We start from the raw sequence: 25,553 nt of genomic DNA on the forward strand, positions 1-25,553 counted from the left end.
TAATCGATTACAATGCAAACCGTATTCATTCGAGTATTGATTATTTAACTCCGAATGAAAAATACCAGCAATTAGTAAGTTAACGAGGTGTCTCGGTTCGATGTGTCTAAAAGCCTTGACACCTTTCCGCAACAAAAAAGGCACCGCAAACGCGGTGCCTTTTGTCATTTCTTTGCATTCTTCGTCATTTCGTCGGTGGCGGTGCGGATGATGGCGGCCAGCAGGGTGTCGGAATCGTATTCCGTGCTGGTCCGTGCATCGGTGACCTGGTAGATGGTCTGGCCGTTCTTGGTGGCCAGGAAGGTGACGCCTGCGTAAGCGGTTTCCCCTTTGGCCAGCTTGTTCCCTTTCCGGGCAGCGGGTTCGGTGCCGTCAGCGGTCTCGATTCCCACCGGGTTCACCTGGACCTGGAGGGTGATGGTGTTCCGGAGCTTTTTGTCCGGCAGCATCACCGGGTTGCTGTATACGGTGACCCCTTCTTTCTTGAAGTCCCGCTGGAGGGTCAGCAGGGTCTTCCGGACCGCATCGTCGTCCCGGGTAAAGGCGGGATGGGCTTTCCGGAAGTCCGTATCCTGCCGGGAAAGATCCTTCAGATACACGACTTTCACATTTTTAAAAGCAAAGGTGCTGCTCTTCCAGCCGCTGCGTTCCGCGCCTGCCGTCAGGGGCAGGGCCAGCAGAGTCAGGAGCAGGGTGGCCATAGCCAGGAATTTTTTCATGGGTGTTCCTCCTCTTAGGTTCTGTCTTCCCATTTTACAACGGATGGGGACAGCTTTCAACGGCTTTTCGTTTTGACTAACCTGGGGAATCGGGCTATAATTTGTAGAGTTATCTTGTATCCGCTGTGGGTACAGTGCAGGAAACGGAGGAAATCCTATGCCAATACCTCTTGTGGTGTGGGCGGCTGCCGGGATCGGCGCTGCCGGACTGAAACTGTATAAAAGTGCCACCAGCTCTGAAAATATGGTGAAAAATGCCATTGAACGGTATAATGAAGAAAGGTTCAAATTCTACAAGGTGCTGGAGCAGCTGACTCCGGAAGTGGAAGAACTGGGCCGGCTGAAGCTCCATATCTGGGGCTGCTACGACAAGGTCTTTGCCATCCTGGACAAGATCGAGAACAAACCGGGCCATTATACCTACAAGACCCATAAGAATCTCCATCTGCTGCCCCAGGATGTGCGGAAGCTGAAACGGATCCGCCGGGTGGTGGAACGGATCCAGGAAAAGAAACTGGATACGGAAGGCACCGGGATGCTGACGGTGGTGGCTCTCCAGGGGGGAGCGGCCAGTTCCTACAGCCAGTCGGAACTGGAACGGGACGAGGCCAAGCTGGTGATGGAACAGATCATGGACCAGCCTCTGTACACTTCAGAAGTGACGGCCCTGGATGAAATGAGCGTGCTGGAATCCATCATGTGCTTCCCCAAGGTGCTGCGGCCCGGGTATTTTTCCGACAAGGACGGGTCCAAAATGACCAAGGATGAGGCGGTCCATTTCAAGACGGATACGGATACCCAGTCCCTGCTCCTGGCGGACGCGGAGGCCCGGGGAGAACGGCTGCTGGAAGTGGTCCGCCATGTGTACAAGACCACCGAGACCCTGAAAAATGAACAGCGGGAGCAGATCCAGTTCTTCCAGCGGCTGCTCCTGGAAAAGACCGATTACCAGACCTTTACCCTGGAGGAAAAGGACCGTCTGAATTTCCTGGTGGCCCTGGGCTTTGTGCTCCGGGAACTGGCCCGGACGGATATTGTGCTGAAAAACGGCAGCATGGCCATCCTGAACCGGAGCGGCCTGCGGGTGCCCCTGGGCAAGGCCCAGGACCTGCTGCCCATGGAAAACCTGGCTCTTTTGGATGAGAACGACTAATTGTGGGGAGGAACCATCATGATCAGTACCAAAGCGTTTAAAGCCTATGACATCCGGGGCATCGTCCCCAGCGAAGTGAACGAAGACCTGGCTTACCGGCTGGGACGGGCCCTGGCCTGGAAGCTCCAGGCCAAAGAACTGGTGGTGGGCCATGACATCCGGCTCAGCGGACCGGCCCTCAGCGAAGCGGCGGTAAAGGGCATGCGGGATGCCGGGGCCAATGTCCAGGATCTGGGCCAGTGCGGCACGGAAATGATCTATTTTGCCACCGCCCATCTGAAAACTGACGGGGGCATGATGATCACCGCCAGCCACAACCCCAAGGACTACAACGGCATGAAGCTGGTCCGTTCCGAAGCCCGGCCCATTTCTGCGGATACGGGGCTGAAGGACCTGGCGGAACTGGTGGCAGCGGAAGATTTCGAGACCCGGGTGCCCAAGGCGGCGGAACAGGGAAGCTACAAAAAAGTGGATATTGTCCCCAGCTATGTGGACCATCTTCTTTCCTATATCAATGTAAAGAGCCTGCTGCCGCTTAAGATCGTGGCCAACCCGGGGAACGGAGGGGCCGGTCCCATTGTGAAGGAACTGGCCAAGCATCTGCCCTGCCAGTTCATCATGATCAACGATACCCCGGACGGCACCTTCCCCAACGGGGTGCCCAACCCGCTCCTGCCGGAAAACCGGGCGGCCACTTCAGAAGCGGTGAAAAAGAACGGGGCCGACCTGGGGATCGCCTGGGATGGGGACTTCGACCGGTGCTTCTTCTTTGACGAAAACGGCCGGTTCATCGAAGGGTATTATCTGGTGGGGCTCTTTGCCCAGTACTTCCTCCAGAAGCATCCCGGCAGCAAGATCCTTTACGATCCCCGGCTCACCTGGAACACGGAAGACATCATTGCCCGGTACGACGGCCAGCCGGTACGGTGCAAGAGCGGTCACGCCTTCATCAAGGAATGCATGCGCCGGCAGGGTGTGCTGTACGGGGGCGAAATGAGCGCCCACCATTATTTCCGGGATTTCTCCTACTGCGACAGCGGGATGATCCCCTGGCTGCTGCTGATTTCCCTTCTGTCCACTTCCGGCATGACCCTGTCCCAGCTGGTGGATGCCCGGATCAGCGAGTATCCCTGCAGCGGGGAAATCAACCTGAAGGTGAAGGATGCGGACGAAGTGCTGGAACGGCTGTCCAAACATTTCCGTTCCGGGATCCAGGACCGGATGGACGGGCTCAGCGTGGTGTACAATGAATGGCGGTTCAACCTGCGGAAATCCAACACGGAACCGGTGGTGCGGCTGAATGTGGAAACCCGGGGGGACAAGGATCTGCTGAAACAGAAGACCCGGGAAATGCTGGAGTTGATCGGCGGAGAAAGAGCATAGGAGGCAAAACGGATGAATGTACTGGTAACAGGGGGAGCCGGCTATATCGGCTCCCATGTGGTGGAAGAACTGACGGCCAACGGATATACGCCCATTGTCTATGACAATTTCAGCACCGGCCATGTGGATGCGGTGTCGGACAAGGTCCAGCTCATCGAAGGGGATATCCATGACTTCAACTTCCTGAAGCATATCCTGGGGGAATATGAAATCGACGGGGTCCTCCATTTTGCGGCCAGCAGCCAGGTGGGAGAATCCATGGTGAACCCGGGGAAATACTACTACAACAATGTGGCCGGTACCCTGGGGCTTTTGGATGCCATGCGGGAAGCGGGAGTGGAACAGCTGGTGTTCTCTTCCACAGCGGCTGTCTACGGGGAACCGGCCCAGGTGCCCATTACGGAAGACATGCCTCTCCAGCCTACCAATGTGTACGGCCGGACCAAGCTGATGATCGAAAAGATGATGGAAGACTACAGCCATGCCTACGGCCTGCGCTATGTGGCCCTCCGGTACTTCAACGCCGCCGGGGCGTCCCTTTTGGGGAACATCGGGGAAGACCACCGGCCGGAGACCCATCTGATCCCTCTCATTATCCAGGCGGCCCTGGGCCAGCGGGAAAGCGTGTCCATTTTCGGCACGGATTATCCCACTCCTGACGGCACCTGCCTCCGGGACTACATCCATGTGAAGGATTTGGCCAGCGCCCATGTACTGGCCATGGACCATCTCCGGAACGGCGGGGACTGCCGGACTTACAACCTGGGAACGGAAAACGGCTTTTCCGTCCGGGAAATCATCGACGCGGTGAAGAAGGTCACGGGACGGAACTTTACAGTGAAGGAAGAGGCCCGGCGGGCAGGAGACCCGGCGAAACTGATCGCCTCTTCGGAAAAAATCAAGAAGGAGCTCCATTGGGAGCCCAAGCACAGCCAGATCGAAGAAATCGTGGAAACCGCCTGGCGGTGGCATGAAGGGCATCCCAAAGGATACGAGAAATAAGGAGTATGGATATTTTGGTGACCGTGGACGGCCTGAAAAAAAGTTTCGGCGTCCACGATATTTTTCAGAATGTAAGCTTTACCATCCGCCAGGGAGAAAAAGTGGGCCTGGTGGGGGTCAACGGCAGCGGGAAGACCACCCTGCTCCGGTGTCTGCTGAACCCGGATTTTGCCGACGGAGGATCGGTGAAGTTCGCCGGGGAACTGCGGCTGGGGTATGTGGAACAGGGGTTTGACGACTTCCGGGAGGAAACGGTCCGGGAGTTCATGCAGCACGCCTGCCCGGATATCCTGGACCTGCGGGAGAAGATGCGCCGGCTGGAGGAAGCCAGCGGCCGGGCCCAGGGAGAAGAGCTCCAGGGGATCCTGGACCAGTATGCCCGGACGGAAAGCCGGTATGCCCATCTGGATGGGTACCACTACGAAAGCAACATCAAACGGGTGCTGCTGGGGCTGGGGTATCCGGAAGACACCTGGCAGTGGCGGGCGGACAAGCTGTCCGGGGGACAGAAGACCCGGCTCCAGCTGGCGGCGGCCCTGGTGAATTCTCCGGACATGCTGATCCTGGACGAACCCACCAACCACCTGGACATCGTCATGAGCGAATGGCTGGAAAAGTACCTCCGGGAATTCCGGGGCGGAGTGCTGGTGATTTCCCATGACCGGGCCTTCCTGGACAATGTGGTGGAAGAGATCCTGGAAATGGAAGGGGGCACGATCCACCGGTTCAAGGGGAACTATTCCCGGTATCTGGAACAGAAGGAAATCCAGGTGCTGACCCAGACCCGGGCCTATGAGGCCCAGCAGGAATACATCGCCCGGCAGGAGGCCTACATCCGCCGGTTCAAGGCGGGGATCAAGAGCAAGATGGCCCGGGGCCGCCAGTCCCAGCTGGACCGGCTGGAGCGGATCGACGCCCCGGTCCAGGAGGAAGAGTTCCAGCTGCGGCTGCCCCATGCGGCGGAGTGTGCGGAAAAGGTGATCATGCTGGAACACCTGGATGTGGGGTATCCCCAGCATCTCCTGCTCCAGGATGTGGACCTGACCCTGCGCCGGGGAGAAAAGGTGGCCATCATCGGTCCCAACGGCTGCGGGAAATCCACCCTGCTGAAGACCATCCTCCAGGAACTGCCGCCCCTTAAGGGGGAAGCCCGGATCGGGAACCGGGTGAAGATCGGCTATTTCTCCCAGAGCTATGAACGGCTGGACGAGAAACAGACCATTATGGAGAACTTCCTGACGGAATACGGGCTCACCGACGAACAGACCCGCCGTCTCCTGGGGAGCATGATGTTCCACGGGGAGGATGTGTTCAAGGTGATCGGGACTCTGTCCGGGGGCCAGAAGGCCCGGCTGGTGCTGCTGAAGCTGGTGCTGGACGGGGCCAACTGCCTGCTCCTGGACGAACCTACCAACCATCTGGACATCGCCGCCAAGGAGGCGGTGGAAGCGGCCCTGGAAACCTTTGACGGCACCGTGCTCCTGGTAAGCCACGACCGGTATCTGGTGAACGAGGTGGCCGGCCGGATCTGGGCGGTGGAAGAAGGCCATGTGACCGATTACAAAGGAAACTACGACTTCTATCTGGAAGAACGGGACAAGAACCGGAGCCGGGAAGGACAAACGGCTCCGGCGGTACCGGCTGCCTCCCGGAAGGAAGAAAAGCCGGCGTCCCAGGGAGCACAGGAACCGGCGGCCGCCAAACCGGCAGCCCCGGCGTCCCCTGCGGAAAAGAAAACGGAAAAGAAGCCCTACAGCCCGGCGGAAGCCCAGAAGCTGCTGCCCCAGGTGGAACTGAAGATCCGGGAATATGAAGCCCTCCAGAAGGTGCTCAGTGACAAGATCGCCGACCCGGCCAACCAGCAGGACCTGGAAACCAGCACCAGACTGGCGGAAGAGTACGCGGAACAGGACAAGATCCTGGACGGGCTTATGGACAAATGGGAAAAACTCATGGAGTCACTGGAATGACAATCGACGAATTTCTGCATGCTCTGCAGCAGTTCCATGGGGACGGCTGCTTCAATCCCTGGGGGGAGTATGATCCCTCCTGCGATATCGGACCGGAAGCTCCGGTGATCCGGTCCGCCAATTTCCGCCGGTACCTCCAGCTCCGGCAACAGGCCCGGTTCCTGTTCATTGCGGAAGGACTGGGATACCAGGGGGGCCATTTTTCCGGCATGGCCATGACCAGCGAACGGATCCTCCTGGGCCACCATCCTGCAGTGCGGCCGGAGGTGGTGCTGGGAGAAGGCTGGGATTACCGGCGGACCAGCAATCCGGACAGCCCTCTTTTGAACCGGAAACAGAAGGAGGAAGGGTTCAACGAACCCACCGCCACCATTATGTGGGGAGAACTGGCGGCCCAGGGGCTGGCTCCCTTCCAGACCATTTTGTGGAACATTTTCCCCTTCCATCCCTACAAGCCTTCCGGGATCCTCACCAACCGGACTCCCACGGGACCGGAACTGGATCAGGGAATCCGCTATGCCCGGATGCTCCTGGACCTGGTGCCCGGGCTCCAGGTGATCGCCATCGGACGGAAAAGCGCCGGTACCCTGGAGAAATACGGGGTGCCCTGTGCGGCGGTGCCCCATCCCTCCATGGGCGGGGCCAACCGGTTCCGGGCGGCGGTAGGGGCCCTTTTTGCCCAACCGAGGTGAAACTATGACCAAAAGTACCTTAGCATCCATGAGCAAGGAACAGGTGCTGAAAATCGCCCTGACCGCCGGAAAGATCCTGCTGGTCAGCGGGGCGGAGACCTACCGGGTGGAGGACACCATGCTGCGGATCTGCCACGAGGGAGGCATGAACACCATTGCGGCCTTCTGCACCCCTTCCCTGATCATGATCGGGGAGGAGACCATGGAAGGGGCCAGCCTCATGTACCGGGTGACCCACCGGGGGACGGATCTGACCCTCATCAGCGAAGTGAACGACATGAGCTTCCACATGCCCACCTGGGGAAAGAGCTTCCAGGACACCATGGCCATCCTGGAGGAGAAGACCATGCGGAAACCCCGTCCGGCCCGGGAGGAGATCTTCTGGTCCGGCCTGGCCGGGGCTTTCTTCGCCGTGGTGCTGGGAGGCGGTTATCTGGAATTTTTGGCGGCCCTGCTGGGGTCCCTGCTTTCCATGGCCTTTGTGAAGGCGGTGTCCCCCTTCCGTCCCAGCAGCTTCTGGGAGACCACCATGGCCGGGGCCATTATCTGTCTTACGGTGGTATTGTTCCGGATGGCCTGTCCGGACCTTGTGATGGAACTGGCCATTGCCGGAGGCGTGATGCCCTACCTGCCGGGGATGGCCTTTACCAACGGGATCCGGGATTTCATGGCCGGAGACCTGCTCAGCGGCACCTGCCGGGCCGGGGAAGCCATTTTCCTGGTGGGCGGGGTGGCCATCGGCATCGCCACCGTCCTGGGCATACTGTACATGTAGGAGGCTTTTATGCCGCTGGCAGCAACCATTTTCATCAAAACCGTATTTTCCTTTTTCGCCACCGTGGCCTTCGGCAAACTGTTCAAATGCCCGGAAAGCTGCCTGTACAAGGCGGGGTTCGTGGGTATGGTGGGCTTCGGGGTGTACATTATCCTGTTGAGCGGCTTCGGCCTCAGCTCCATGCTCAGCAACTTTGCCGGCACTGTGGCCCTTTCCATCTGCAGCGAGATCTTTGCCCGCTGGTACCGGCAGCCGGTGCCCATCTTCTCCATTCCGGGGATCATCCCCCTGGTGCCCGGACTGCCCTTGTACCGGGCCATGAACTACACCATGCTCAATGCCTACAGCCTGGGGATGCACACCTTTGTGTCCGCCGCCCTGGATGCCACAGCCATTGCCATGGGGATCCTGCTGGTGTCCGGCCTGGCCAAGGTGTACAAGACCAGCAAGAAGATGGTCCGGGACAAACGTCGGCACGGCCGTTGAGGAAAATCGGAAGACTGGCTATAATACAGACAGGAAATGTGAAGGAGGAATGCCCAATGGCAGTATTCACGAAACGAGAAAAACAGGTGGTCAACAATCCAGGGACCGGGACCATCGAAAAGGAAATCCTCATGGACCCGTCCGCTTTCCAGGGGAACAATGACCTGTTCGCCCAGATCACCCTGCATCCGGGCTGTGCCGTCCCTGTCCATCAGCATCTGGGAAACAATGAGACCTACTACCTGCTCCAGGGAGAAGGGGAATACACCGACGAGGACAAGAAGCTGCCCGTAAAGGCCGGGGACGTGACCTTCTGCGCCGACGGAGGCACCCACGGCCTGAAGAACACCGGCAAGGAGGATCTGGTGTTCATCGCCCTGATCTGCAATACGCCGGGGTATAAGAGATAAGGATTGTCAATAGTCGGCTGCCAACGGTCAGCGGCCGGAGGAGGAAACCCGCTTTTGGCGGGTTTCTTTTTATTTGTAAAAACTTTGTGAACTCTTGTATAAAAAATGCATTTTTTTCGGCTGAATTGACCTTAAATCTGCGAAAATTTCCCTGCTTTACTGCGGTACCAGTGTCCGGGAAGCGAGGAAATTTCCCCTTGTTTACACTAAAAGAAACGCACGGAACTGTGTAAAGAAAGAAGCGCATAAAATGTGGCCGAAAACCGAAAAAAATCCCGAAAAAATATTGACATTGGCTGTCAGTAATGTTACAATACCACAGTGTCACAGAGGGGTAGTATGTCTTTTGGAGGTGTCAAATGTTTCTCGCAGACGTAAAAAACGGTTCGCCGGTTGTAGTCGGTGTGAAGCAGTCCCAAAAGGCCATTGCCCGGGATCGGGCCGTAGGAGTCCTGATCGCCCGGGATGCGGATGACCATGTAACAGGGCCTGTCAGGGACCTGTGTGAAGCCAAGGGCATCACAGTGGAAAATGTGGATACTATGCTGGAACTCGGCAAGGCCTGCGGCATCCATGTGGGAGCTTCCGTAGCCGCTGTGCTCAAAACCCGGTAGAATCTGCCGGAAACGGCAGATCTTCATAATCATTAAATCTTATTCTCGAGAAAGGAGGTGCCGGAATGCCTACAATCAACCAATTGGTTCGTAAAGGTAGACAAGTTATTACTCAAAAATCCACGGCGCCAGCATTGAAAAATTCACCGCAAAAACGCGGTGTCTGCACGAGAGTGTACACCACCACTCCGAAAAAACCTAACTCTGCTCTGCGGAAGGTTGCCCGTGTCCGTCTGACCAATGGGATTGAAGTCACTGCTTACATTCCTGGTATTGGCCACAATCTGCAGGAACACTCCGTTGTTCTGATCAGAGGCGGAAGAGTCAAGGATCTTCCCGGTGTTCGTTATCACATCATTCGCGGCGCATTGGATACCGCCGGTGTTGCTGACCGCAACCAGGGCCGTTCCAAATACGGTGCAAAACGCCCGAAAGCAGCCAAGAAATAAGCTGCCTGCTGTAGAATGAGACAATAACGAAGGAGGAAATACAGATGCCGAGAAAAGGTCCTGTAACCAAAAGAGACGTATTACCGGATCCAGTATATGGTTCCAAACTGTTAACCAGATTCATCAACAAAATTATGCTCGACGGCAAAAAAGGTGTTGCTGAGCGTATCGTATATGACGCATTCGATCTGATCCATTCCAAGACCGGGAAGGATCCCATGGAAGTGTTCGACGCTGCCATGAAGAACGTAATGCCTGTCCTGGAAGTAAAAGCACGCCGGGTGGGCGGTGCCAACTACCAGGTTCCTGTGGAAGTCAGAGCTGACCGGAAAACCACTCTGGGTATCCGGTGGCTGGTCAACTATTCCCGCCTGCGCGGTGAAAAGACCATGTGCGAACGGGTTGCCGGCGAACTGATGGATGCCGCCAACAACACCGGCGCTTCCGTGAAGAAACGCGAAGACACGCACAAGATGGCTGAAGCAAACAGAGCTTTTGCTCACTATCGTTGGTAAGATTCCTTAAGGAGGAGTAATTCGTGGGTAGAGAGTTTCCCTTAGATAAAATTAGAAACATCGGTATCATGGCTCACATCGATGCCGGTAAAACTACGACCACGGAACGTATCCTGTTCTACACCGGCAAGACGCACAAGATCGGTGAAGTTCATGATGGGGCTGCCACCATGGACTGGATGGTCCAGGAACAAGAACGTGGTATTACGATTACTTCCGCTGCTACGACCTGCCATTGGAAAGGCCATTCCATTAACATCATCGACACCCCGGGGCACGTTGACTTCACCGTTGAAGTAGAACGTTCCCTGCGTGTACTGGATGGCTCTGTGGCTGTATTCAGCGCCAAAGGCGGTGTTGAACCCCAGTCCGAAACCGTATGGCGTCAGGCGGAAGAATACAACGTCCCCCGTATCGCTTATGTAAACAAGATGGATACCACCGGGGCTGACTTCTTCAACGTAATCCAGATGATGAAAGACCGTCTGGGTGCCAACGCAGTTGCCATTCAGGTTCCCATGGGCGCTGAAGACAGCTTCGTAGGCCTGATCGACCTGGTAAAGATGCAGGCCATCATTTACGGGGACAAGCTGGGCAAGGATGAAGAATTCGAACCCATCCCTGAAGAATACGTGGAAGAAGCCCAGAAATACCGCCAGATCCTGCTGGAAGCCGTTGCGGAAAGCGACGACGACCTGATGGAAAAATATCTGGAAGGTGAAGATCTGACTGAAGAAGAAATCAAAGGCGCCATCCGGAAGATGACCTGCCAGTGCAAGCTCTTCCCTGTGACCTGCGGTTCTTCCTACAAGAACAAAGGCGTACAGCCGCTGCTGGATGCCATCATCGACTACATGCCCTCTCCTCTGGATGTGCCCGCCATCAAAGGGACCAACCCGGAAACCGGGGAAGAAGAAGAACGGCCTTCCGATGACAACGCTCCTTTCGCAGCTCTGGCCTTCAAGATCGCTACCGACCCCTATGTGGGCCGTCTGGCATTCTTCAGAGTGTACTCCGGTACCCTGACCGCCGGCTCCTATGTCTACAACTCCAACAAAGACAAGAGAGAACGGATCGGCCGTATCCTGCGGATGCACTCCAACCACAGAACGGAAATCGAAGAAGTATTTGCCGGGGACATTGCTGCTGCCGTAGGTCTGAAAGACACTGGCACCGGTGATACCCTGTGCGACGATAAAGCTCCCATCATCCTGGAATCCATGGTGTTCCCTGAACCGGTTATCTCCGTGGCCATCGAACCCAAGACCAAGGCTGACCAGGAAAAAATGGGCATCGCCCTGGGCAAGCTGGCTGAAGAAGACCCCACCTTCCGTGTCCGCACGGATCCGGAATCTTCCCAGACCATCATCTCCGGGATGGGCGAACTTCACCTGGACATCATCGTTGACCGGCTGAAGAGAGAATTCCATGTAGACTGCACCGTGGGCAACCCGCAGGTAGCTTACAGAGAAACCATCCGCAAGGAAGTGGAAAGCCAGGGTAAATTCGTACGGCAGTCCGGTGGTAAAGGGCAGTACGGCGATTGCTGGCTGAAACTGACTCCGCTGCAGCCGGGCGAAGGCTTCAAGTTCGAAAACAAGATCGTTGGCGGTGCCATTCCCAAGGAATACATCGCTCCTGTTGAAGCCGGTGTCAAGGAAGCTATGGAAAACGGTGTCATCGCCGGATATCCCATGGTGGATATCGGAGTTACCGTGTTCGACGGCTCCTACCACGAAGTCGACTCCTCTGAAATGGCATTTAAGATTGCCGGTTCCATGGGCTTCAAGAATGGTGCCCTGAAAGCAAACCCTGTTCTGCTGGAACCGTACATGAAAGTGGAAGTCACCATCCCTGAAGAGTACATGGGCGACGTTATCGGCGACCTGAACTCCCGCCGGGGCCGCATCGAAGGCATGGAAGCAAGAAGCGGTGCACAGGTTATCACGGCTTATGTTCCCCTGTCCGAAATGTTCGGGTATGCAACGGACCTGCGTTCCAAGACCCAGGGCCGCGGCAACTACTCCATGGAAGTAGACCATTACGAAGAAGTTCCCAAGAACATCGCGGAAGCGATCATTGCCAAAAATAAGGGAACCGCACAGGACTAATGTCCTGGCATCACTAGGAGGATATCACAATGGCTAAAGAGAAATTTGAAAGAACCAAACCCCATGTTAACATTGGTACCATTGGTCACGTCGATCACGGCAAGACCACTCTGACTGCGGCTATCACCAAAGTCCTGTCCGAAACTCCGGGCTGCAAAGCCACTTTCGAAGCTTATGCCGATATCGATAAGGCTCCGGAAGAAAGAGAACGTGGGATTACCATCAACACCGCTCACGTTGAATACGAAACCGAAACCAGACACTATGCACACGTTGACTGCCCGGGGCACGCTGACTATGTAAAGAACATGATCACCGGTGCTGCTCAGATGGACGGTGCCATCCTGGTTGTTTCCGCTGCTGACGGCCCCATGCCTCAGACCCGTGAACACATCCTGCTGGCCCGCCAGGTTGGCGTACCTGCCATCGTAGTGTTCCTGAACAAATCCGACCAAGTTGACGATCCTGAACTGATCGAACTGGTTGAAATGGAAGTCCGTGACCTGCTGAGCCAGTACGGCTATCCTGGAGACGAAGTGCCCATCGTTGTGGGTTCCGCTCTGAAAGCCCTGGAAGGGGACAAAGAACAGGAAGACAACATCCGGAAACTGATGAAGGCTGTTGACGAATACATTCCTACTCCTGTCCATGACCTGGCAAAACCGTTCCTGATGCCTATCGAAGACGTGTTCACCATCACTGGCCGTGGTACCGTAGCTACTGGCCGTGTGGAACGTGGCGTGATCAAAGTTGGGGACACTGTTGAAATCGTTGGTCTGTCCGACGAAAAGAAACAGTCCGTAGCTACCGGTCTGGAAATGTTCCGGAAGACCCTGGATCAGGCTGAAGCCGGCGACAACATCGGCTGCCTGCTGCGTGGTATCGACCGTACCGAAATCGAAAGAGGTCAGGTACTGGCCAAACCGGGCACCATCCATCCTCATACCAAATTCAAAGGCCAGGTTTACGTACTGACCAAAGAAGAAGGCGGCCGTCATACTCCGTTCTTCAACGGCTACCGTCCGCAGTTCTACTTCCGTACCACCGACGTTACCGGTGTTGCTCACCTGCCTGAAGGCACCGAAATGGTTATGCCTGGGGACAACGTGGTGATGGATGTTGAACTGATCACCCCGATCGCCATCGAACAAGGTCTGCGTTTCGCTATCCGCGAAGGCGGCCATACCGTTGGTGCCGGTGTTGTTACCGAAATCGAAGGCTAATCCTTCCGATTCAATCTAAAGAAAGCCCATATGAGGGGCTTGGCCAAAGCCCCTCATATTCTTATGCTTTACAGGGCCCGCGATGAGGCAGAAGATGGCTTCTGGCCCGCTGGCAAAGAAGGGAACTTCTGCTGAGTATGTCCGTTCTTGGAAACGTGGCGAATGGAGGAATTAAAAACAATGGCAAAGACTCAAAAAATCCGTATACGCCTGAAAGCGTATGACTACAAAGCACTGGATCAGAGTGCTTCCAAAATCGTAGAAACGGCGAAACGTACCGGTGCTCAGGTTTCCGGCCCGATTCCCCTGCCTACGGAAAAAAACATCTATACGATTCTGCGTTCCCCTCATGTAAACAAAGACTCTCGTGAACAGTTCGAAATGCGGACCCACAAGAGACTGGTTGACATCCTGGAACCTACAGCTAAGACGATCGATGCACTGACTCGCTTGGATCTTCCTGCTGGTGTAGATATCGAGATCAAAGCGTAAGGAGGTGCGATGATGGCTAAAGGAATCTTAGGCAAAAAATTAGGTATGACCCAAATTTTTGAAGCTGACGGTACTTTGGTTCCCGTAACTGTTGTGGAAGCGGGTCCCTGCGTCGTACTGCAGAACAAAACGGAAGAAAAAGACGGCTACAATGCTGTTCAGCTGGGTTTTGGGGATATCAAAGAAAAACAAGTCAACAAACCCATGAAGGGCTTCTTCGACAAAGCTGGTGTGGCTCCTGTAAAGGTTGTCCGCGAAGTTCGTCTGGATGCTCCTTCTGAATATAAAGTCGGTGACAAGATTGCTGCTGACATTTTCGCAGCCGGCGATCTGGTTGACGCTGTCGGCGTTTCCCGCGGTAAAGGGTTCGCTGGTACGATCAAACGCCACAACTTCGCACGTGGTCCTATGAAACACGGTTCCAAATCTCATCGTGAACCTGGTTCCAATGGTCCTATGCATTCCGGTCCTGGCGGCCGTGTAATCAAAGGCAAGAAACTGCCTGGCCGTATGGGTGGAATCAGCGCGACTGTACAGCGCTTGACGATCGCAAAAGTGGACAAGGACCGCAACCTGATCATGGTGAAAGGTTCTGTACCTGGTGCCGCTGGTACCTTCCTGCTGCTGAGAGACACGGTTCGTCCCGATGTCGTGAAAGCAGAACAAAAATAAGGTTTAACGAAAGGAGGGCGTTTCAATGCCGAAAGTAGCAGTTTACGATATGACCGGCAAACAGACCGGTGAAGAAATAGAATTGATGGATTACGTCTTTGGCGTAGAATTCAACGAAGCCGTTGTCCATCAGGCTGTTGTTATGCAGCAAGCCAACGAACGTCAGGGCACTCATGCAACCAAGACCCGCGGTATGGTACGGGGCGGTGGCAGAAAACCCTGGAAACAGAAAGGTACTGGCCGGGCTCGTGCCGGTTCCGTCCGTTCTCCTCTGTGGGTAGGCGGTGGTACCGTCTTCGGTCCTGCTCCCCGGAGCCATGCAAAAGATATGCCCCGGAAGGCCCGTCGTCTGGCCATCCGCTGCGCACTGAGCGCAAAAGTCGCTGAAGGTGCTCTGGTTGTGGTTGACAACCTGACCTTCGATGCTCCCAAGACCAAAGATGCAGTTGCTCTGCTGAATGGCTTCGAAGCTGTCGACAAAAAAGCCCTGATCATCACTGACGGGGAAAACGAAAACGTAGAAAAATCTTCCCGCAACATCGAAAAAGTAAAGGCCCTGTCCAATGACTGCCTGAACGTTTACGATATCCTGAATGCGGAAAAAGTACTGCTGGCAAAAGATGCCGTAGCAAGAATTGAGGAGGTGCTCGCATAATGGCTGCCAATCCTCGCGACATTATCATCAGACCCATTGTGACCGAAAAGACTTCTGACATGATGAAGGACAACAAATACACTTTCCAAGTGGCAATGGGCGCAAACAAGACTGAAATCCGCCAGGCCATTGAAGCCATCTTCAATGTGAAGGTTGTGAATGTCAACACCATCCGCGTTCTGGGTAAAACCAAGCGTATGGGCAAATATGAAGGCAAGCGTTCCGATTACAAGAAAGCAATTGTAAAACTGGCTGAAGGTAATACAATTCCGCTCTTCGAAGGAATGTAATTCGTCTAAGGAGGTCAAACAATGGCTATTAAAAGCTTTAATCCGTATTCTCCTTCCAGACGCAGCATGACTGTGTCCACCTTTGAAGAGATCACTACGGACAAGCCCCATCGCCCTTTAGTTGTTAAACTGAACCAGCATGCCGGCCGGAACAACACCGGTAAAATGACGGTTCGTCATCAGGGCGGCGGTCACAAAAGACAGTATCGTATCATCGATTTCAAACGGAATAAAGACAACATCCCCGCAAAAGTTGCGACCATCGAATATGATCCCAACCGGAGCGCCAACATTGCTCTGCTGAACTATGCAGACGGTGAAAAACGCTACATCCTGGCTCCTCAGGGCCTGAAGGTGGGCGACGTTGTTGTCAGCGGTCCCGAAGCCGATATCAAAGTGGGCAACGCACTGCCCCTGCAGAACATCCCTCTGGGTACCATGGTCCACAATGTGGAACTGAAGATCGGCAAAGGCGGCCAGATGGGCCGGAGCGCCGGCGCTGCCATCCAGCTGATGGCCAAAGAAGGCAGCTATGCCCTGCTGCGTATGCCTTCCGGCGAACTGCGTCAGGTACACATCAACTGCCGTGCCACCATCGGTCAGATCGGCAACCTGGATCATGAAAACCTGACTCTGGGTAAAGCAGGCCGTTCCCGCTGGCTGGGTGTCCGTCCCGCCAACCGTGGTGTGGCAATGAACCCGAACGACCATCCTCATGGCGGCGGTGAAGGTCACTCCCCTGTTGGTCGTAAGCGTCCTGTTACTCCCTGGGGCAAGAGTGCTTTTGGTACCCGTACCCGGAAGAACAAGAAGGCTTCTTCCAAACTGATCCTGAAACGCAGAACGAAATAACAGAGTTTGTTGAAAGGAGGCATACAGAGTGTCCAGATCCGTTAAAAAAGGACCTTATGTCCAAGCTAGTCTGCTGAAGAAAATTGAAGCGCTGAACGCTGCCCAGGATAAGAAAGTCGTTAAAACCTGGTCCCGCAGCTCCACGATTCTCCCTGAATTCCTGGGTCACACCATTGCTGTCCATGATGGCCGCAAACATGTGCCTGTGTATATCACCGAAGATATGGTCGGCCATAAATTAGGCGAATTCGCTCCTACCCGTCTGTTCAAGGGCCATGGCGATAAAGCCGCTGCCGTAACGAAATAATCAGGGGAAGGAGGATAAAATAGATGCAAGAAGCTAAAGCTGTTGCCAAATACATCCGTATCGCACCTCGCAAACTGCGCATCGTGATCAACCTGATCCGGGGCAAGTCTGTGAACGAAGCCTTTGCAATCCTCAAGTTTACCCCGAAAGTTGGTTCTGAGGTTATTGAAAAAGTTCTTCGCTCCGCTGTTGCGAATGCTGAACACAACTTTGACATGAACGCTGACAATCTGGTCGTTTCCAACGCTTTCGTTGACCAGGGTCCCACCATGAAGAGAATCCATCCGCGGTCCCGTGGACAGGCCTTCAAGATCCTGAAACGTTCCAGCCATGTCACCGTGGCTGTTTCCGAAAAATAATCATCCTGACAGAAGGAGGGAATGAATAGTGGGTCAAAAAGTTAATCCACATGGTTTCAGAGTGGGCGTAATCGATGATTGGGATTCCAAATGGTTCGCCGACAAAGACTATCAAAAGAATCTGTTGGAAGACATCAAGATTCGTGATTTCATTAAAGATAAACAATTCCAGGCTGGTATCTCTCGGGTTACCATCGAAAGAACGGAACAGAAGATGCGGATCAGCATCTACACCGCTAAACCTGGTATCGTCATCGGCCGTCAGGGCAGCAACATCGAACTGCTGAAAAAAGACCTGGCCAAAATGACCGACAGCAAGCTGGACATCAACATCATCGAGGTTAAACAACCGGATATGGATGCCACCCTGGTTGCTGAAAACGTTGCTTCCCAGCTGGAACGCCGGATCGCTTTCCGCCGTGCCATGAAGCAGTGCGTGGGCCGTACCATGCGTCTGGGTGCCAAAGGGATCAAGATCCAGTGCGCCGGCCGTCTGGGCGGGGCTGAAATCGCCCGTACCGAAAGCTATCGTGATGGCAGCATTCCTCTGCATACCCTTCGTGCCAACATCGACTATGGGACTGCTGAAGCTCATACCACTTATGGCCGGATCGGCGTAAAGGTATGGATCTACAAAGGCGAAGTCCTGCCGACCAAGGCCGTGAAGAAGGAAGCTCCTGAAGCGCAAGAAGGAGGGGCGAAATAATGTTATTACCGAAGAGAGTACAGCATCGTAAACAGCATAGAGGCCGCATGAAAGGCCGTGCAATGCGGGGCAACAGAGTGGCTCATGGTCAGTTCGGCCTGGTGGCCCTGGAACCGTCCTGGATCACCAACCGGCAGATCGAAGCCGCCCGTATCGCCATGACCCGTTACATCAAACGTGGCGGTCAGGTATGGATCCAGATTTTCCCTGACAAGCCTGTAACTGCCAAAGCTGCTGGCAGCCGTATGGGTAGTGGTAAAGGTTCTCCTGAATACTGGGTAGCCGTGGTTAAACCTGGCCGGGTTCTGTTCGAAATGGCAGGCGTTACTGAAGATATCGCTAAGGAAGCTATGCGTCTGGCCGGCAACAAGCTGCCGATCAAGACCCGCTTCGTTACGAAGGAACAGCTGGATGCCGAAGTCACCGCGCGTGAAAATGGAGTAGGTGGTGAAGCTTAATGAAAACTAACGAAATCAGAGAAATGTCTGTTGAAGAGCTGGAATCCAAGCTGGCAGGCTTAAAAGATGAACTTTTTAATTTGCGTTTTCAAATGGCAACCGGACAACTGGACAATCCGATGAAGATCAGAGAAGTCAAGAAATCCATTGCCCAGATCAAAACGATCCAGCGGGAACGCGAAGTGAACGCTTAATCCGGGTTAGACCCTAAGCGAAGGAGGAAACATTCCGTGGCTGAAGAGAGAAACTTGCGTGTTACGCGTACTGGTAAAGTCGTAAGCGACAAGATGCAGAAAACCGTTGTGGTCGCTATTGAACGTCTGGTTCAACACCCTCTTTACAAAAAAGGCGTAATGCATACCATTAAACTGAAGGCTCATGACGAAAACAATGATGCTCATACTGGGGATATCGTGAAGATTGCTCAGACCCGGCCCCTGTCCAAAGACAAATGCTGGCGCGTCGTTGAAATCGTAGAACGGGCAAAATAAGATAGACTGCTGAGCATAGCTTGGCAAGGGAGGTAAACCATGATTCAACAGCAGACTGTGCTGAATGTTGGGGACAATACCGGCGCCAAAAAGATTATGTGCATCCGTGTGCTGGGCGGTTCCTATCGGAGATACGCCAACATCGGTGACATCATTGTGGCTTCTGTCAAAGATGCTACACCCGGTGGCGTTGTCCAAAAAGGTGATGTAGTGAAGGCCGTTGTGGTGCGTTCCGTAAAAGGCACCCGCCGTCCGGATGGTTCTTACATCCGTTTCGACGAAAACGCTGCGGTTCTGATCAAAGACGATAAGACCCCTCAGGGCACTCGTATTTTTGGGCCTGTTGCCCGGGAACTCCGTGATAAAGACTTCATGAAGATCATTTCCCTGGCACCGGAAGTGCTCTAAGAACAAGGAGGTGTTGCAGAAATGGCTGAAGCCGTGAAATTGCACGTGAAAAAAGGCGATACCGTGGTGGTATTGGCTGGTAAAGATAAAGGCAAGGAAGGCAAAGTGACCGCTGCTTTCCCGAAGAAATCCAAGGTGACTGTGGAAGGCGTGAACCAGGTAAAACGGCACACGAAACCTTCTCAGAGCAACCCTCAGGGTGGGATCATTACCAAGGAAGCTCCCATCAGCGTTTCCAACGTAATGCTGGTATGCCCGTCCTGCAAGAAACCGACCCGTATCAAAAAAGTGGCCGCTGGCAATGGTTTTGTCAGAGCCTGCAAAAAATGCGGGGAAGTCATCGATAAATAATCTTCGGGAAAGGAGGAAAACAGATGGCAACGAGACTGCAAGACAAATACAATTCCGAAGCTGTGAAAGGCTTAATGGAAAAATTCAATTACAAGAACGTCAACGAAATTCCGAAACTGGAAAAAGTTGTTTTGAATATTGGCTGCGGTGAAGCAGTGACCAACAGCAAGGCTATTGAATCTGCTGTGGCTGACATGACCATGATCGCCGGTCAGAAACCCATCATCACCAAGGCAAAGAAATCCATCGCTGCATTCAAACTCCGTGAAGGCATGCCCATCGGTGTGAAAGTCACCCTGCGTGGCAGCCGGATGTATGAATTCCTGGATAAATTCATGAACATTGCCCTGCCCCGGGTACGTGACTTCAGAGGGGTCAACCCCAAGTCCTTCGACGGCCGTGGCAACTATTCCATCGGCCTGAAAGAACAGCTGATTTTCCCTGAAATCGACTACGATAAAGTCGACAAAGTCCGCGGCATGGATGTTATCATCGTAACGACTGCTAAAACCGATGAAGAAGGCAGAGAACTGCTGAAGCTTCTGGGTATGCCGTTTGGGGCATAAGGAGGGAAAACCGTGGCAAAGACCGCATTGATTGAAAAATGGAAAGCGGAACCGAAGTTCAAGGTCCGCAAATATAATCGCTGCAAGATCTGTGGCAGACCGCATGCTTACATGCGCAAATTCGGCATTTGCCGTATCTGCTTCCGGAAGTATGCTTACGAAGGCGCTATTCCCGGCGTAACGAAAGCAAGCTGGTAAGAGCGGAAAAAGGAAGGAGGGCTTTTATAAATGACCATGACTGATCCGATTGCCGATATGCTTACGAGAATCCGTAATGCCAATTCGGTTCATCACGATAGAGTTGAAATCCCCTGCTCCAAAATCAAAACTGCCATTGCAGAGATTTTGAAGAGCGAAGGATTCATTAAAGATTTCGAAGTCGTAGCCGGTGAACACCAGAATGTGATCCGTGTACAGCTGAAATACGGTCCCAACAAGGAAAAAGTTATTTCCGGCATTAAGCGTATCTCCAAACCCGGTTTGAGAGTCTACACCCAGAAAGACCAGCTGCCTCGCGTACTGGGCGGCCTGGGCATCGCCGTAATCTCCACTTCCAAGGGCATGATGACCGACAAGGCTGCCCGGAAAGCTGGATTGGGCGGCGAAGTAGTGGCTTACGTTTGGTAAGATATTCCCTAGACCGGAGGTGCTTATAAGTGTCAAGAATTGGAAAAGCTCCGATTACCGTCCCTGATAAAGTTACGGTAACGGTGGAAGATAACCTGGTCTCCGTTAAGGGACCGAAAGGCGAACTGAGCCGTCAAATCAGCAAAGAACTGACCGTGGCCCTGAATGATGGGGTGATCACCGTGACCCGTCCTTCCGACGACAAGGTGCACCGCAGCCTCCACGGCCTGTCCCGTACCCTGATCAACAACATGATCATCGGCGTTACGGAAGGGTATTCCAAACACCTGGAAATCCAGGGTGTTGGGTACCGTGTAGCCAAGAAGGGCAAAGCCCTGAGCTTCACCCTGGGCTTCTCCCATCCCTGCGTGATGGATCCTCCCGAAGGCATTTCCTTCGACTGCCCGAACTCCACGGAAATCATCGTTTCCGGTATCGACAAGGAAAAAGTTGGTGCTGTGGCTGCTGAAATCCGCAGCCTGCGTGCTCCCGAACCCTACAAAGGCAAAGGGATCCGCTATGTAGGCGAACATATCATCCGCAAGGTTGGTAAAGCCGGCGCCAAAGGCAAGAAATAATTTCTAATAGGAAGGAGTGAATCTCTTGCTGAACAAGAAAGATAAAAACGCAGCACGTCAGAAACGTCACCTGCGTATGCGCAGAAATATTGTGGGAACGGCTGAAAAACCCCGTTTCAATGTATATCGCAGCCTGAGCAACATCTACGCTCAGATCATCAACGATGAAACTGGTGAAACTCTGGTTTCCGCCAGCACCGTGGAAAAGGCCAACAAAGCCAACTACGGCGGCAACATCGAAGCTGCTAAAGCTGTCGGCACTGAAATCGCCAAAAAAGCTCTGGAAAAGGGCATCAAGACTGTTGTATTCGACCGCGGTGGTTACCTGTATCACGGCCGTGTAGCAGCCCTGGCTGAAGCGGCTCGCGAAGCTGGTCTGGAATTTTAACAGAGGGAGGACAAAAGAGTGGCTAATTACGAAAAACAAGATGATGGCTTCAAAGAAAGAGTAGTCTTCATCAACCGCGTAGCTAAGGTCGTAAAAGGCGGACGTCGTTTCTCCTTCTCTGCTTTGGTTGTTGTTGGTGATGAAAACGGCAAGGTTGGCATGGGCCTGGGCAAAGCTGCCGAAGTTCCCGAAGCAATCCGCAAGGGTGTGGATGATGCCAAAAAGAACCTGATCACCGTTCCTCTGAAAGGCACCACCATTCCTCACGAAGTAATCGGTGTGTTCGGTGCAGGCCGCGTCCTGCTGAAACCGGCTATGGAAGGTACCGGGGTTATCGCCGGCGGTGCTGTCCGTGCCGTCCTGGAACTGGCTGGCGTTCGGGACATCCTGACCAAATCTCAGGGTACTTCCAACCCCAACAATGTGGTCCGGGCAACTCTGCAGGGTCTGAAATCCCTGAAGAACGCCAAAGAAGTTGCTGCTCTGCGCGGCAAAACTGTTGAAGAACTGTTAGGCTAAGGAGGTAGCATGATGGCACAGGTAAAAATCACGCTGACCCGTAGCTTAATCGGGTATCCCAAAGACCAACGCGCTACTGTCAAGGCTCTGGGTCTGACCAAGATCCGTACCAGCGTTGTGAAAGAAGACTCTCCTGCTCTGCGCGGTATGATCCACAAAGTGGAACATATGGTCAAAGTAGAAGAAGTGAAGGCGTAATAAGGAGGTCTGCAAATGTATTTGCATGAATTGGCTCCCGCTGCCGGCTCCAAAAAAGCTCGCGTCCGTGTAGGCCGCGGTCTTGGTTCCGGCCTGGGCAAAACATCCGGCAAAGGCCAAAAAGGTCAGAAATCCCGTAGCGGCGGGGTGAAACGTCCTGGGTTCGAAGGTGGCCAAAAGCCGTTGTACCTGCGTCTGCCGAAACGCGGTTTCTACAATAAATTCGGCAAACATTACACTGAGATCAATGTGGAAGTATTCAACTGCTTTGACGACGGTGCTGTAATCGATCCTGTAGCCCTGATCGAAGCCGGCCTGGTGAAAAACATCCGTGACGGCATTCGTGTCCTGGGCAATGGCGAACTGACCAAAAAGGTCACGGTAAGAGCCATGGGCTTCAGCAAAACTGCTCAATCCAAGATCGAAGCTGCCGGCGGTAAGGTAGAGGTGATCTAATTGGCATCAGCCCTTGATAACCTGTTAAAGGCTACGGAACTCCGAAAGAAAGTATTATTTACCCTTGCGATGTTCATAGTATTCAGGGCTGGTACGCAAATTCCCGTTCCGGGGGTTAACGCAGCCATGATCGAACGGCTTTTCACCAGTGGAAACCTGTTCGGTCTTCTGGATCTGTTCTCCGGCGGTGCTCTCAGCAAATTCTCCATATTTGCCATGAGCATTACTCCTTACATCAATGCGTCAATTATTACGCAGCTGCTGACAGTGGTGATCCCGACTTTGGAAGAATGGTCCAAAGAGGGAGCGGAAGGAGCAAAAAAAATCAACAAAATCAACCGCTATGCGGCGGTGGGCCTGGGCGCCATTCAGGCAATCGGGATGGCATATGGCTTGCGGGCGGCAGTCAACAACCCTGACTTCTTCTCCTTTGCCATGATCGTCATCACCCTTACCGCAGGCTCTCTGCTGCTGATGTGGATTGGGGAACAGATTACGGCCAAAGGGATCGGGAACGGGATTTCTCTGATCATCTTTGCCGGGATCATTTCCCGACTGCCCAACGGGCTGGCTGTGATCGGCCGGTACCTGCAGGCAGGAACTATCAACGTCTTCAACGTATTGATCTTCGCTGTGCTGGCTGTACTGATGGTGATGTTCGTGGTGGCCATTACGGTTTCCTACCGGAAAGTCCCCGTCCAGTACGCAAAGCGGATCGTAGGTCGGAAGATGTACGGCGGACACACCACCTACATTCCCCTGAAGGTGAATCAGGCCGGTGTTATGCCCATCATCTTCGCTTCTTCCGTATTGATGTTTCCTGTGACCATTGCGCAGTTCATCAAGATCCCCTGGATCCAGAAAGTGGCCGGCTATTTAGCATGGGGCACACCGTTGCAGACCTCGCTGTACATCCTGCTCATCCTGTTCTTCACTTACTTCTATACCGCAGTAAGCCTGAACATCCCGGATATGTCCGACAACATCAAGAAATACGGCGGCTTCATCCCCGGGCTGCGGCCTGGCAAACCGACCACGGACTATCTGGACAAGGTGATGAACCGGATCACCCTGGCGGGTGCTGTTTTTCTGGCGTTCATTGCTATTATGCCCAACATGATCGTCTGGCTCACAGGAATTTCCGGAGTATACTTCGGCGGAACGGCTTTGTTGATCGTAGTTGGCGTAGCGCTTGACACAATGAAACAGGTAGAGTCCATGACCCTCATGCGGCACTACCAGGGTTTCATGAAATAAGGAGAGAGAACATGCATATTCTTTTAATGGGACCTCCTGGCGCAGGCAAGGGGACCCAAGCGGAAAAATTAGTTGCCGATTTCCCCATTCCCCATATTTCTACGGGAGATATGTTCCGTGCGGCTGTGAAAAATGGGACGGAATTGGGGAAAGAAGCCAAGAAATATATGGACGCCGGCGGTTTGGTTCCGGACAGTGTCACGATCGGCATTGTGAAGGAACGTCTGAGCCAGCCGGACTGTGCCAAAGGATTCATCCTGGACGGTTTTCCCCGTACCAAAGATCAGGCAGAAGCCCTGGACGACATCCTGAAGAATCTCGGGATCTCCCTGACTGCTGCGGTCAACATCAGCGTGCCTGATGAAGACCTGGTAGCCCGGGTTACCGGCCGGCGGATCTGCAAAAACTGTGGTGCCACCTATCATGTGGTGTACAATCCTCCCAAACAGGAAAACGTATGCGACAAATGCGGTGGGGAACTTTACCAGCGGGATGATGACAAAGAAACCACTGTGAAAAAACGTTTGGAAGCGTACCATAGCCAAACTGCTCCTCTCATTGCGTATTACAAGGCGGAAGGCGTGTACAGGGAAATTGACGGCACTCAGCCCATCGACAAGGTGTATGCTGACGTGGTCGCTGCTGTAAAAGGGTAAGGAGGCATAAGCGTGTCAAAACAAGATGCGATCGAAGTAGAAGGTACTGTCTTGGAATCTTTACCCAATGCGATGTTCCGGGTAAAACTGGAAAACGATCATGAAATCCTGGCACATATTTCCGGAAAAATACGTATGAACTTTATTAAGATCCTCCCAGGGGATAAGGTGACCGTAGAGCTGACGCCCTATGATCTGAACCGGGGTCGGATTACTTATCGGTTCAAATAAGAGGATTGGCAAGAGGAGGTTCAAGCAACATGAAAGTAAGACCGTCTGTAAAACGCATTTGCGAAAAATGCAAGATTATCAAACGCAAAGGCCGCGTCATGGTCATTTGCGAAAACCCGAAACATAAACAGAGACAAGGATAAGAAGGAGGTGCTTTGAATGGCTCGTATCGCCGGTGTAGATTTGCCTAGAGATAAACGTATCGAATACGCTCTGCCGTACATTTACGGGATCGGTCTGACCCTGTCCCGGGAAATCCTGGCTAAAACCGGGATCAACCCTGACACCCGTGTCCGGGATCTGACGGAAGCGGAAATTGCCAAGCTGCGTGAAATCCTGGATCATGAATACAAAGTGGAAGGGGACCTTCGCCGTGAAGAATCCCTGAACATTAAACGCCTGGTGGAAATCGGCTGCTACCGCGGCCGGAGACATCGTGCAGGCCTGCCTGTACGGGGTCAGAACACCAAGAACAATGCTCGTACCCGCAAAGGCCCGAAAAAAGTGGCCGGCGCTAAGAAGTAAGTCTGTCTA

Annotated in this window: 40 protein-coding genes; 39 read left to right on the plus strand and 1 reads right to left on the minus strand. The window is 53.7% G+C overall.

The genetic code is table 11. The features are described 5' to 3' along the window. Positions 1-164 precede the first annotated feature (164 nt). Entirely contained in the window at positions 165-719 is a 555-nt protein-coding gene (locus FX155_RS08895; protein ID WP_154488465.1) for a hypothetical protein, read from the minus strand. Positions 720-876: 157 nt separating this feature from the next. Between FX155_RS08895 and FX155_RS08900 the strand changes: the two genes are divergently transcribed. From FX155_RS08900 to rpsM, 39 genes are all read left to right on the plus strand, one after another. Continuing rightward, positions 877-1,872 (plus strand): hypothetical protein, encoded by a 996-nt coding sequence (locus tag FX155_RS08900; protein WP_154488466.1) that lies wholly within the window; start codon positions 877-879, stop codon positions 1,870-1,872. A gap of 18 nt (positions 1,873-1,890) precedes the next feature. After that, the gene (locus FX155_RS08905; RefSeq protein ID WP_154488467.1) at positions 1,891-3,255 is read left to right on the plus strand and encodes a phosphomannomutase; all 1,365 of its coding nucleotides are present in this window, start codon (positions 1,891-1,893) and stop codon (positions 3,253-3,255) included. Between the two features lie 12 nt (positions 3,256-3,267). After that, entirely contained in the window at positions 3,268-4,257 is a 990-nt protein-coding gene (gene galE, locus FX155_RS08910; protein ID WP_022486818.1) for a UDP-glucose 4-epimerase GalE, read from the plus strand. A gap of 5 nt (positions 4,258-4,262) precedes the next feature. Beyond that, entirely contained in the window at positions 4,263-6,227 is a 1,965-nt protein-coding gene (locus FX155_RS08915; protein WP_154488468.1) for an ABC-F family ATP-binding cassette domain-containing protein, read from the plus strand. Continuing rightward, positions 6,224-6,919, plus strand: a complete 696-nt coding sequence (locus tag FX155_RS08920) for a uracil-DNA glycosylase (RefSeq protein WP_022486816.1) — start codon at positions 6,224-6,226, stop codon at positions 6,917-6,919. Before FX155_RS08915 ends, FX155_RS08920 begins: the two co-directional genes overlap by 4 nt. 4 nt (positions 6,920-6,923) lie before the next feature. Next, positions 6,924-7,694, plus strand: coding sequence for a threonine/serine ThrE exporter family protein (locus FX155_RS08925; protein WP_154488470.1), 771 nt, complete (start codon positions 6,924-6,926; stop codon positions 7,692-7,694). Positions 7,695-7,703: 9 nt separating this feature from the next. After that, positions 7,704-8,180: a threonine/serine exporter family protein gene (locus FX155_RS08930; protein ID WP_022486814.1), complete on the plus strand. Its 477-nt coding sequence runs from the start codon at positions 7,704-7,706 to the stop codon at positions 8,178-8,180. 56 nt (positions 8,181-8,236) lie between these two features. After that, positions 8,237-8,590, plus strand: coding sequence for a cupin domain-containing protein (locus tag FX155_RS08935; protein ID WP_022486813.1), 354 nt, complete (start codon positions 8,237-8,239; stop codon positions 8,588-8,590). Positions 8,591-8,949: 359 nt separating this feature from the next. Further along, positions 8,950-9,204 (plus strand): L7Ae/L30e/S12e/Gadd45 family ribosomal protein, encoded by a 255-nt coding sequence (locus tag FX155_RS08940; RefSeq protein ID WP_154488471.1) that lies wholly within the window; start codon positions 8,950-8,952, stop codon positions 9,202-9,204. 65 nt (positions 9,205-9,269) lie between these two features. Beyond that, the gene (gene rpsL, locus FX155_RS08945) at positions 9,270-9,653 is read left to right on the plus strand and encodes a 30S ribosomal protein S12 (protein WP_012939266.1); all 384 of its coding nucleotides are present in this window, start codon (positions 9,270-9,272) and stop codon (positions 9,651-9,653) included. 44 nt (positions 9,654-9,697) lie between these two features. Beyond that, the gene (gene rpsG / locus FX155_RS08950) at positions 9,698-10,168 is read left to right on the plus strand and encodes a 30S ribosomal protein S7 (RefSeq protein ID WP_012939265.1); all 471 of its coding nucleotides are present in this window, start codon (positions 9,698-9,700) and stop codon (positions 10,166-10,168) included. A gap of 23 nt (positions 10,169-10,191) precedes the next feature. Then, a complete protein-coding gene (fusA, locus tag FX155_RS08955; RefSeq protein WP_022486811.1) occupies positions 10,192-12,279 on the plus strand; it encodes an elongation factor G in 2,088 nt (695 codons plus the stop codon). A gap of 29 nt (positions 12,280-12,308) precedes the next feature. Beyond that, positions 12,309-13,502 (plus strand): elongation factor Tu, encoded by a 1,194-nt coding sequence (tuf, locus tag FX155_RS08960; RefSeq protein WP_154487621.1) that lies wholly within the window; start codon positions 12,309-12,311, stop codon positions 13,500-13,502. 180 nt (positions 13,503-13,682) lie between these two features. Beyond that, on the plus strand, positions 13,683-13,994 hold the full coding sequence (rpsJ, locus tag FX155_RS08965) for a 30S ribosomal protein S10 (protein WP_012939263.1): 312 nt from the start codon (positions 13,683-13,685) through the stop codon (positions 13,992-13,994). A 12-nt stretch (positions 13,995-14,006) separates the two neighbouring features. Beyond that, positions 14,007-14,666, plus strand: coding sequence for a 50S ribosomal protein L3 (rplC, locus tag FX155_RS08970; RefSeq protein ID WP_012939262.1), 660 nt, complete (start codon positions 14,007-14,009; stop codon positions 14,664-14,666). Positions 14,667-14,691: 25 nt separating this feature from the next. Continuing rightward, the gene (gene rplD, locus FX155_RS08975; RefSeq protein ID WP_022486701.1) at positions 14,692-15,321 is read left to right on the plus strand and encodes a 50S ribosomal protein L4; all 630 of its coding nucleotides are present in this window, start codon (positions 14,692-14,694) and stop codon (positions 15,319-15,321) included. Then, positions 15,321-15,611 carry a 50S ribosomal protein L23 gene (rplW, locus tag FX155_RS08980; RefSeq protein WP_012939260.1) on the plus strand — a complete coding sequence of 97 codons (291 nt, stop codon included), beginning with the start codon at positions 15,321-15,323 and terminating at the stop codon, positions 15,609-15,611. The genes rplD and rplW overlap by 1 nt, the downstream gene beginning before the upstream one ends. Before the next feature lie 21 nt (positions 15,612-15,632). Next, on the plus strand, positions 15,633-16,463 hold the full coding sequence (rplB, locus tag FX155_RS08985) for a 50S ribosomal protein L2 (RefSeq protein WP_022486700.1): 831 nt from the start codon (positions 15,633-15,635) through the stop codon (positions 16,461-16,463). Between the two features lie 28 nt (positions 16,464-16,491). Further along, entirely contained in the window at positions 16,492-16,770 is a 279-nt protein-coding gene (gene rpsS / locus FX155_RS08990) for a 30S ribosomal protein S19 (RefSeq protein ID WP_022486699.1), read from the plus strand. Between the two features lie 23 nt (positions 16,771-16,793). Continuing rightward, positions 16,794-17,129 (plus strand): 50S ribosomal protein L22, encoded by a 336-nt coding sequence (rplV, locus tag FX155_RS08995; protein WP_022486698.1) that lies wholly within the window; start codon positions 16,794-16,796, stop codon positions 17,127-17,129. A 28-nt stretch (positions 17,130-17,157) separates the two neighbouring features. After that, on the plus strand, positions 17,158-17,835 hold the full coding sequence (gene rpsC, locus FX155_RS09000) for a 30S ribosomal protein S3 (protein ID WP_022486697.1): 678 nt from the start codon (positions 17,158-17,160) through the stop codon (positions 17,833-17,835). Then, entirely contained in the window at positions 17,835-18,293 is a 459-nt protein-coding gene (gene rplP, locus FX155_RS09005) for a 50S ribosomal protein L16 (RefSeq protein ID WP_022486696.1), read from the plus strand. The genes rpsC and rplP overlap by 1 nt, the downstream gene beginning before the upstream one ends. Then, the gene (rpmC, locus tag FX155_RS09010; RefSeq protein WP_022486695.1) at positions 18,293-18,487 is read left to right on the plus strand and encodes a 50S ribosomal protein L29; all 195 of its coding nucleotides are present in this window, start codon (positions 18,293-18,295) and stop codon (positions 18,485-18,487) included. Before rplP ends, rpmC begins: the two co-directional genes overlap by 1 nt. A gap of 36 nt (positions 18,488-18,523) precedes the next feature. Beyond that, positions 18,524-18,784: a 30S ribosomal protein S17 gene (gene rpsQ / locus FX155_RS09015; protein ID WP_012939253.1), complete on the plus strand. Its 261-nt coding sequence runs from the start codon at positions 18,524-18,526 to the stop codon at positions 18,782-18,784. Between the two features lie 39 nt (positions 18,785-18,823). After that, positions 18,824-19,192, plus strand: a complete 369-nt coding sequence (rplN, locus tag FX155_RS09020) for a 50S ribosomal protein L14 (RefSeq protein ID WP_012939252.1) — start codon at positions 18,824-18,826, stop codon at positions 19,190-19,192. A 21-nt stretch (positions 19,193-19,213) separates the two neighbouring features. Beyond that, entirely contained in the window at positions 19,214-19,543 is a 330-nt protein-coding gene (gene rplX / locus FX155_RS09025; RefSeq protein ID WP_012939251.1) for a 50S ribosomal protein L24, read from the plus strand. A gap of 23 nt (positions 19,544-19,566) precedes the next feature. Next, positions 19,567-20,109, plus strand: a complete 543-nt coding sequence (rplE, locus tag FX155_RS09030) for a 50S ribosomal protein L5 (RefSeq protein WP_022486694.1) — start codon at positions 19,567-19,569, stop codon at positions 20,107-20,109. A gap of 12 nt (positions 20,110-20,121) precedes the next feature. Then, complete coding sequence (locus FX155_RS09035; RefSeq protein WP_012939249.1) at positions 20,122-20,307, plus strand: type Z 30S ribosomal protein S14; 186 nt, start codon at positions 20,122-20,124, stop codon at positions 20,305-20,307. 30 nt (positions 20,308-20,337) lie between these two features. Further along, positions 20,338-20,736 carry a 30S ribosomal protein S8 gene (gene rpsH / locus FX155_RS09040; RefSeq protein WP_022486693.1) on the plus strand — a complete coding sequence of 133 codons (399 nt, stop codon included), beginning with the start codon at positions 20,338-20,340 and terminating at the stop codon, positions 20,734-20,736. Positions 20,737-20,765: 29 nt separating this feature from the next. Further along, positions 20,766-21,314 (plus strand): 50S ribosomal protein L6, encoded by a 549-nt coding sequence (rplF, locus tag FX155_RS09045; protein ID WP_012939247.1) that lies wholly within the window; start codon positions 20,766-20,768, stop codon positions 21,312-21,314. A 25-nt stretch (positions 21,315-21,339) separates the two neighbouring features. Further along, positions 21,340-21,702, plus strand: coding sequence for a 50S ribosomal protein L18 (gene rplR, locus FX155_RS09050; RefSeq protein ID WP_012939246.1), 363 nt, complete (start codon positions 21,340-21,342; stop codon positions 21,700-21,702). An 18-nt stretch (positions 21,703-21,720) separates the two neighbouring features. Further along, positions 21,721-22,221, plus strand: coding sequence for a 30S ribosomal protein S5 (gene rpsE, locus FX155_RS09055; RefSeq protein ID WP_022486692.1), 501 nt, complete (start codon positions 21,721-21,723; stop codon positions 22,219-22,221). A 12-nt stretch (positions 22,222-22,233) separates the two neighbouring features. Continuing rightward, positions 22,234-22,419: a 50S ribosomal protein L30 gene (gene rpmD, locus FX155_RS09060; RefSeq protein WP_154488505.1), complete on the plus strand. Its 186-nt coding sequence runs from the start codon at positions 22,234-22,236 to the stop codon at positions 22,417-22,419. Between the two features lie 15 nt (positions 22,420-22,434). Next, a complete protein-coding gene (rplO, locus tag FX155_RS09065) occupies positions 22,435-22,875 on the plus strand; it encodes a 50S ribosomal protein L15 (RefSeq protein ID WP_022486690.1) in 441 nt (146 codons plus the stop codon). After that, positions 22,876-24,132: a preprotein translocase subunit SecY gene (secY, locus tag FX155_RS09070; protein WP_154488473.1), complete on the plus strand. Its 1,257-nt coding sequence runs from the start codon at positions 22,876-22,878 to the stop codon at positions 24,130-24,132. 11 nt (positions 24,133-24,143) lie between these two features. Continuing rightward, positions 24,144-24,788, plus strand: coding sequence for an adenylate kinase (locus tag FX155_RS09075; RefSeq protein ID WP_022486688.1), 645 nt, complete (start codon positions 24,144-24,146; stop codon positions 24,786-24,788). 12 nt (positions 24,789-24,800) lie between these two features. Then, positions 24,801-25,019, plus strand: a complete 219-nt coding sequence (gene infA, locus FX155_RS09080) for a translation initiation factor IF-1 (protein ID WP_009015367.1) — start codon at positions 24,801-24,803, stop codon at positions 25,017-25,019. A gap of 29 nt (positions 25,020-25,048) precedes the next feature. After that, on the plus strand, positions 25,049-25,162 hold the full coding sequence (gene rpmJ / locus FX155_RS09085; protein ID WP_009015366.1) for a 50S ribosomal protein L36: 114 nt from the start codon (positions 25,049-25,051) through the stop codon (positions 25,160-25,162). A 16-nt stretch (positions 25,163-25,178) separates the two neighbouring features. Further along, positions 25,179-25,544 (plus strand): 30S ribosomal protein S13, encoded by a 366-nt coding sequence (gene rpsM, locus FX155_RS09090; RefSeq protein WP_012939240.1) that lies wholly within the window; start codon positions 25,179-25,181, stop codon positions 25,542-25,544. The last annotated feature ends 9 nt before the right edge of the window (positions 25,545-25,553 follow it).

It is taken from the genome of Acidaminococcus fermentans (assembly GCF_009696675.1).
Classification (GTDB): domain Bacteria; phylum Bacillota; class Negativicutes; order Acidaminococcales; family Acidaminococcaceae; genus Acidaminococcus.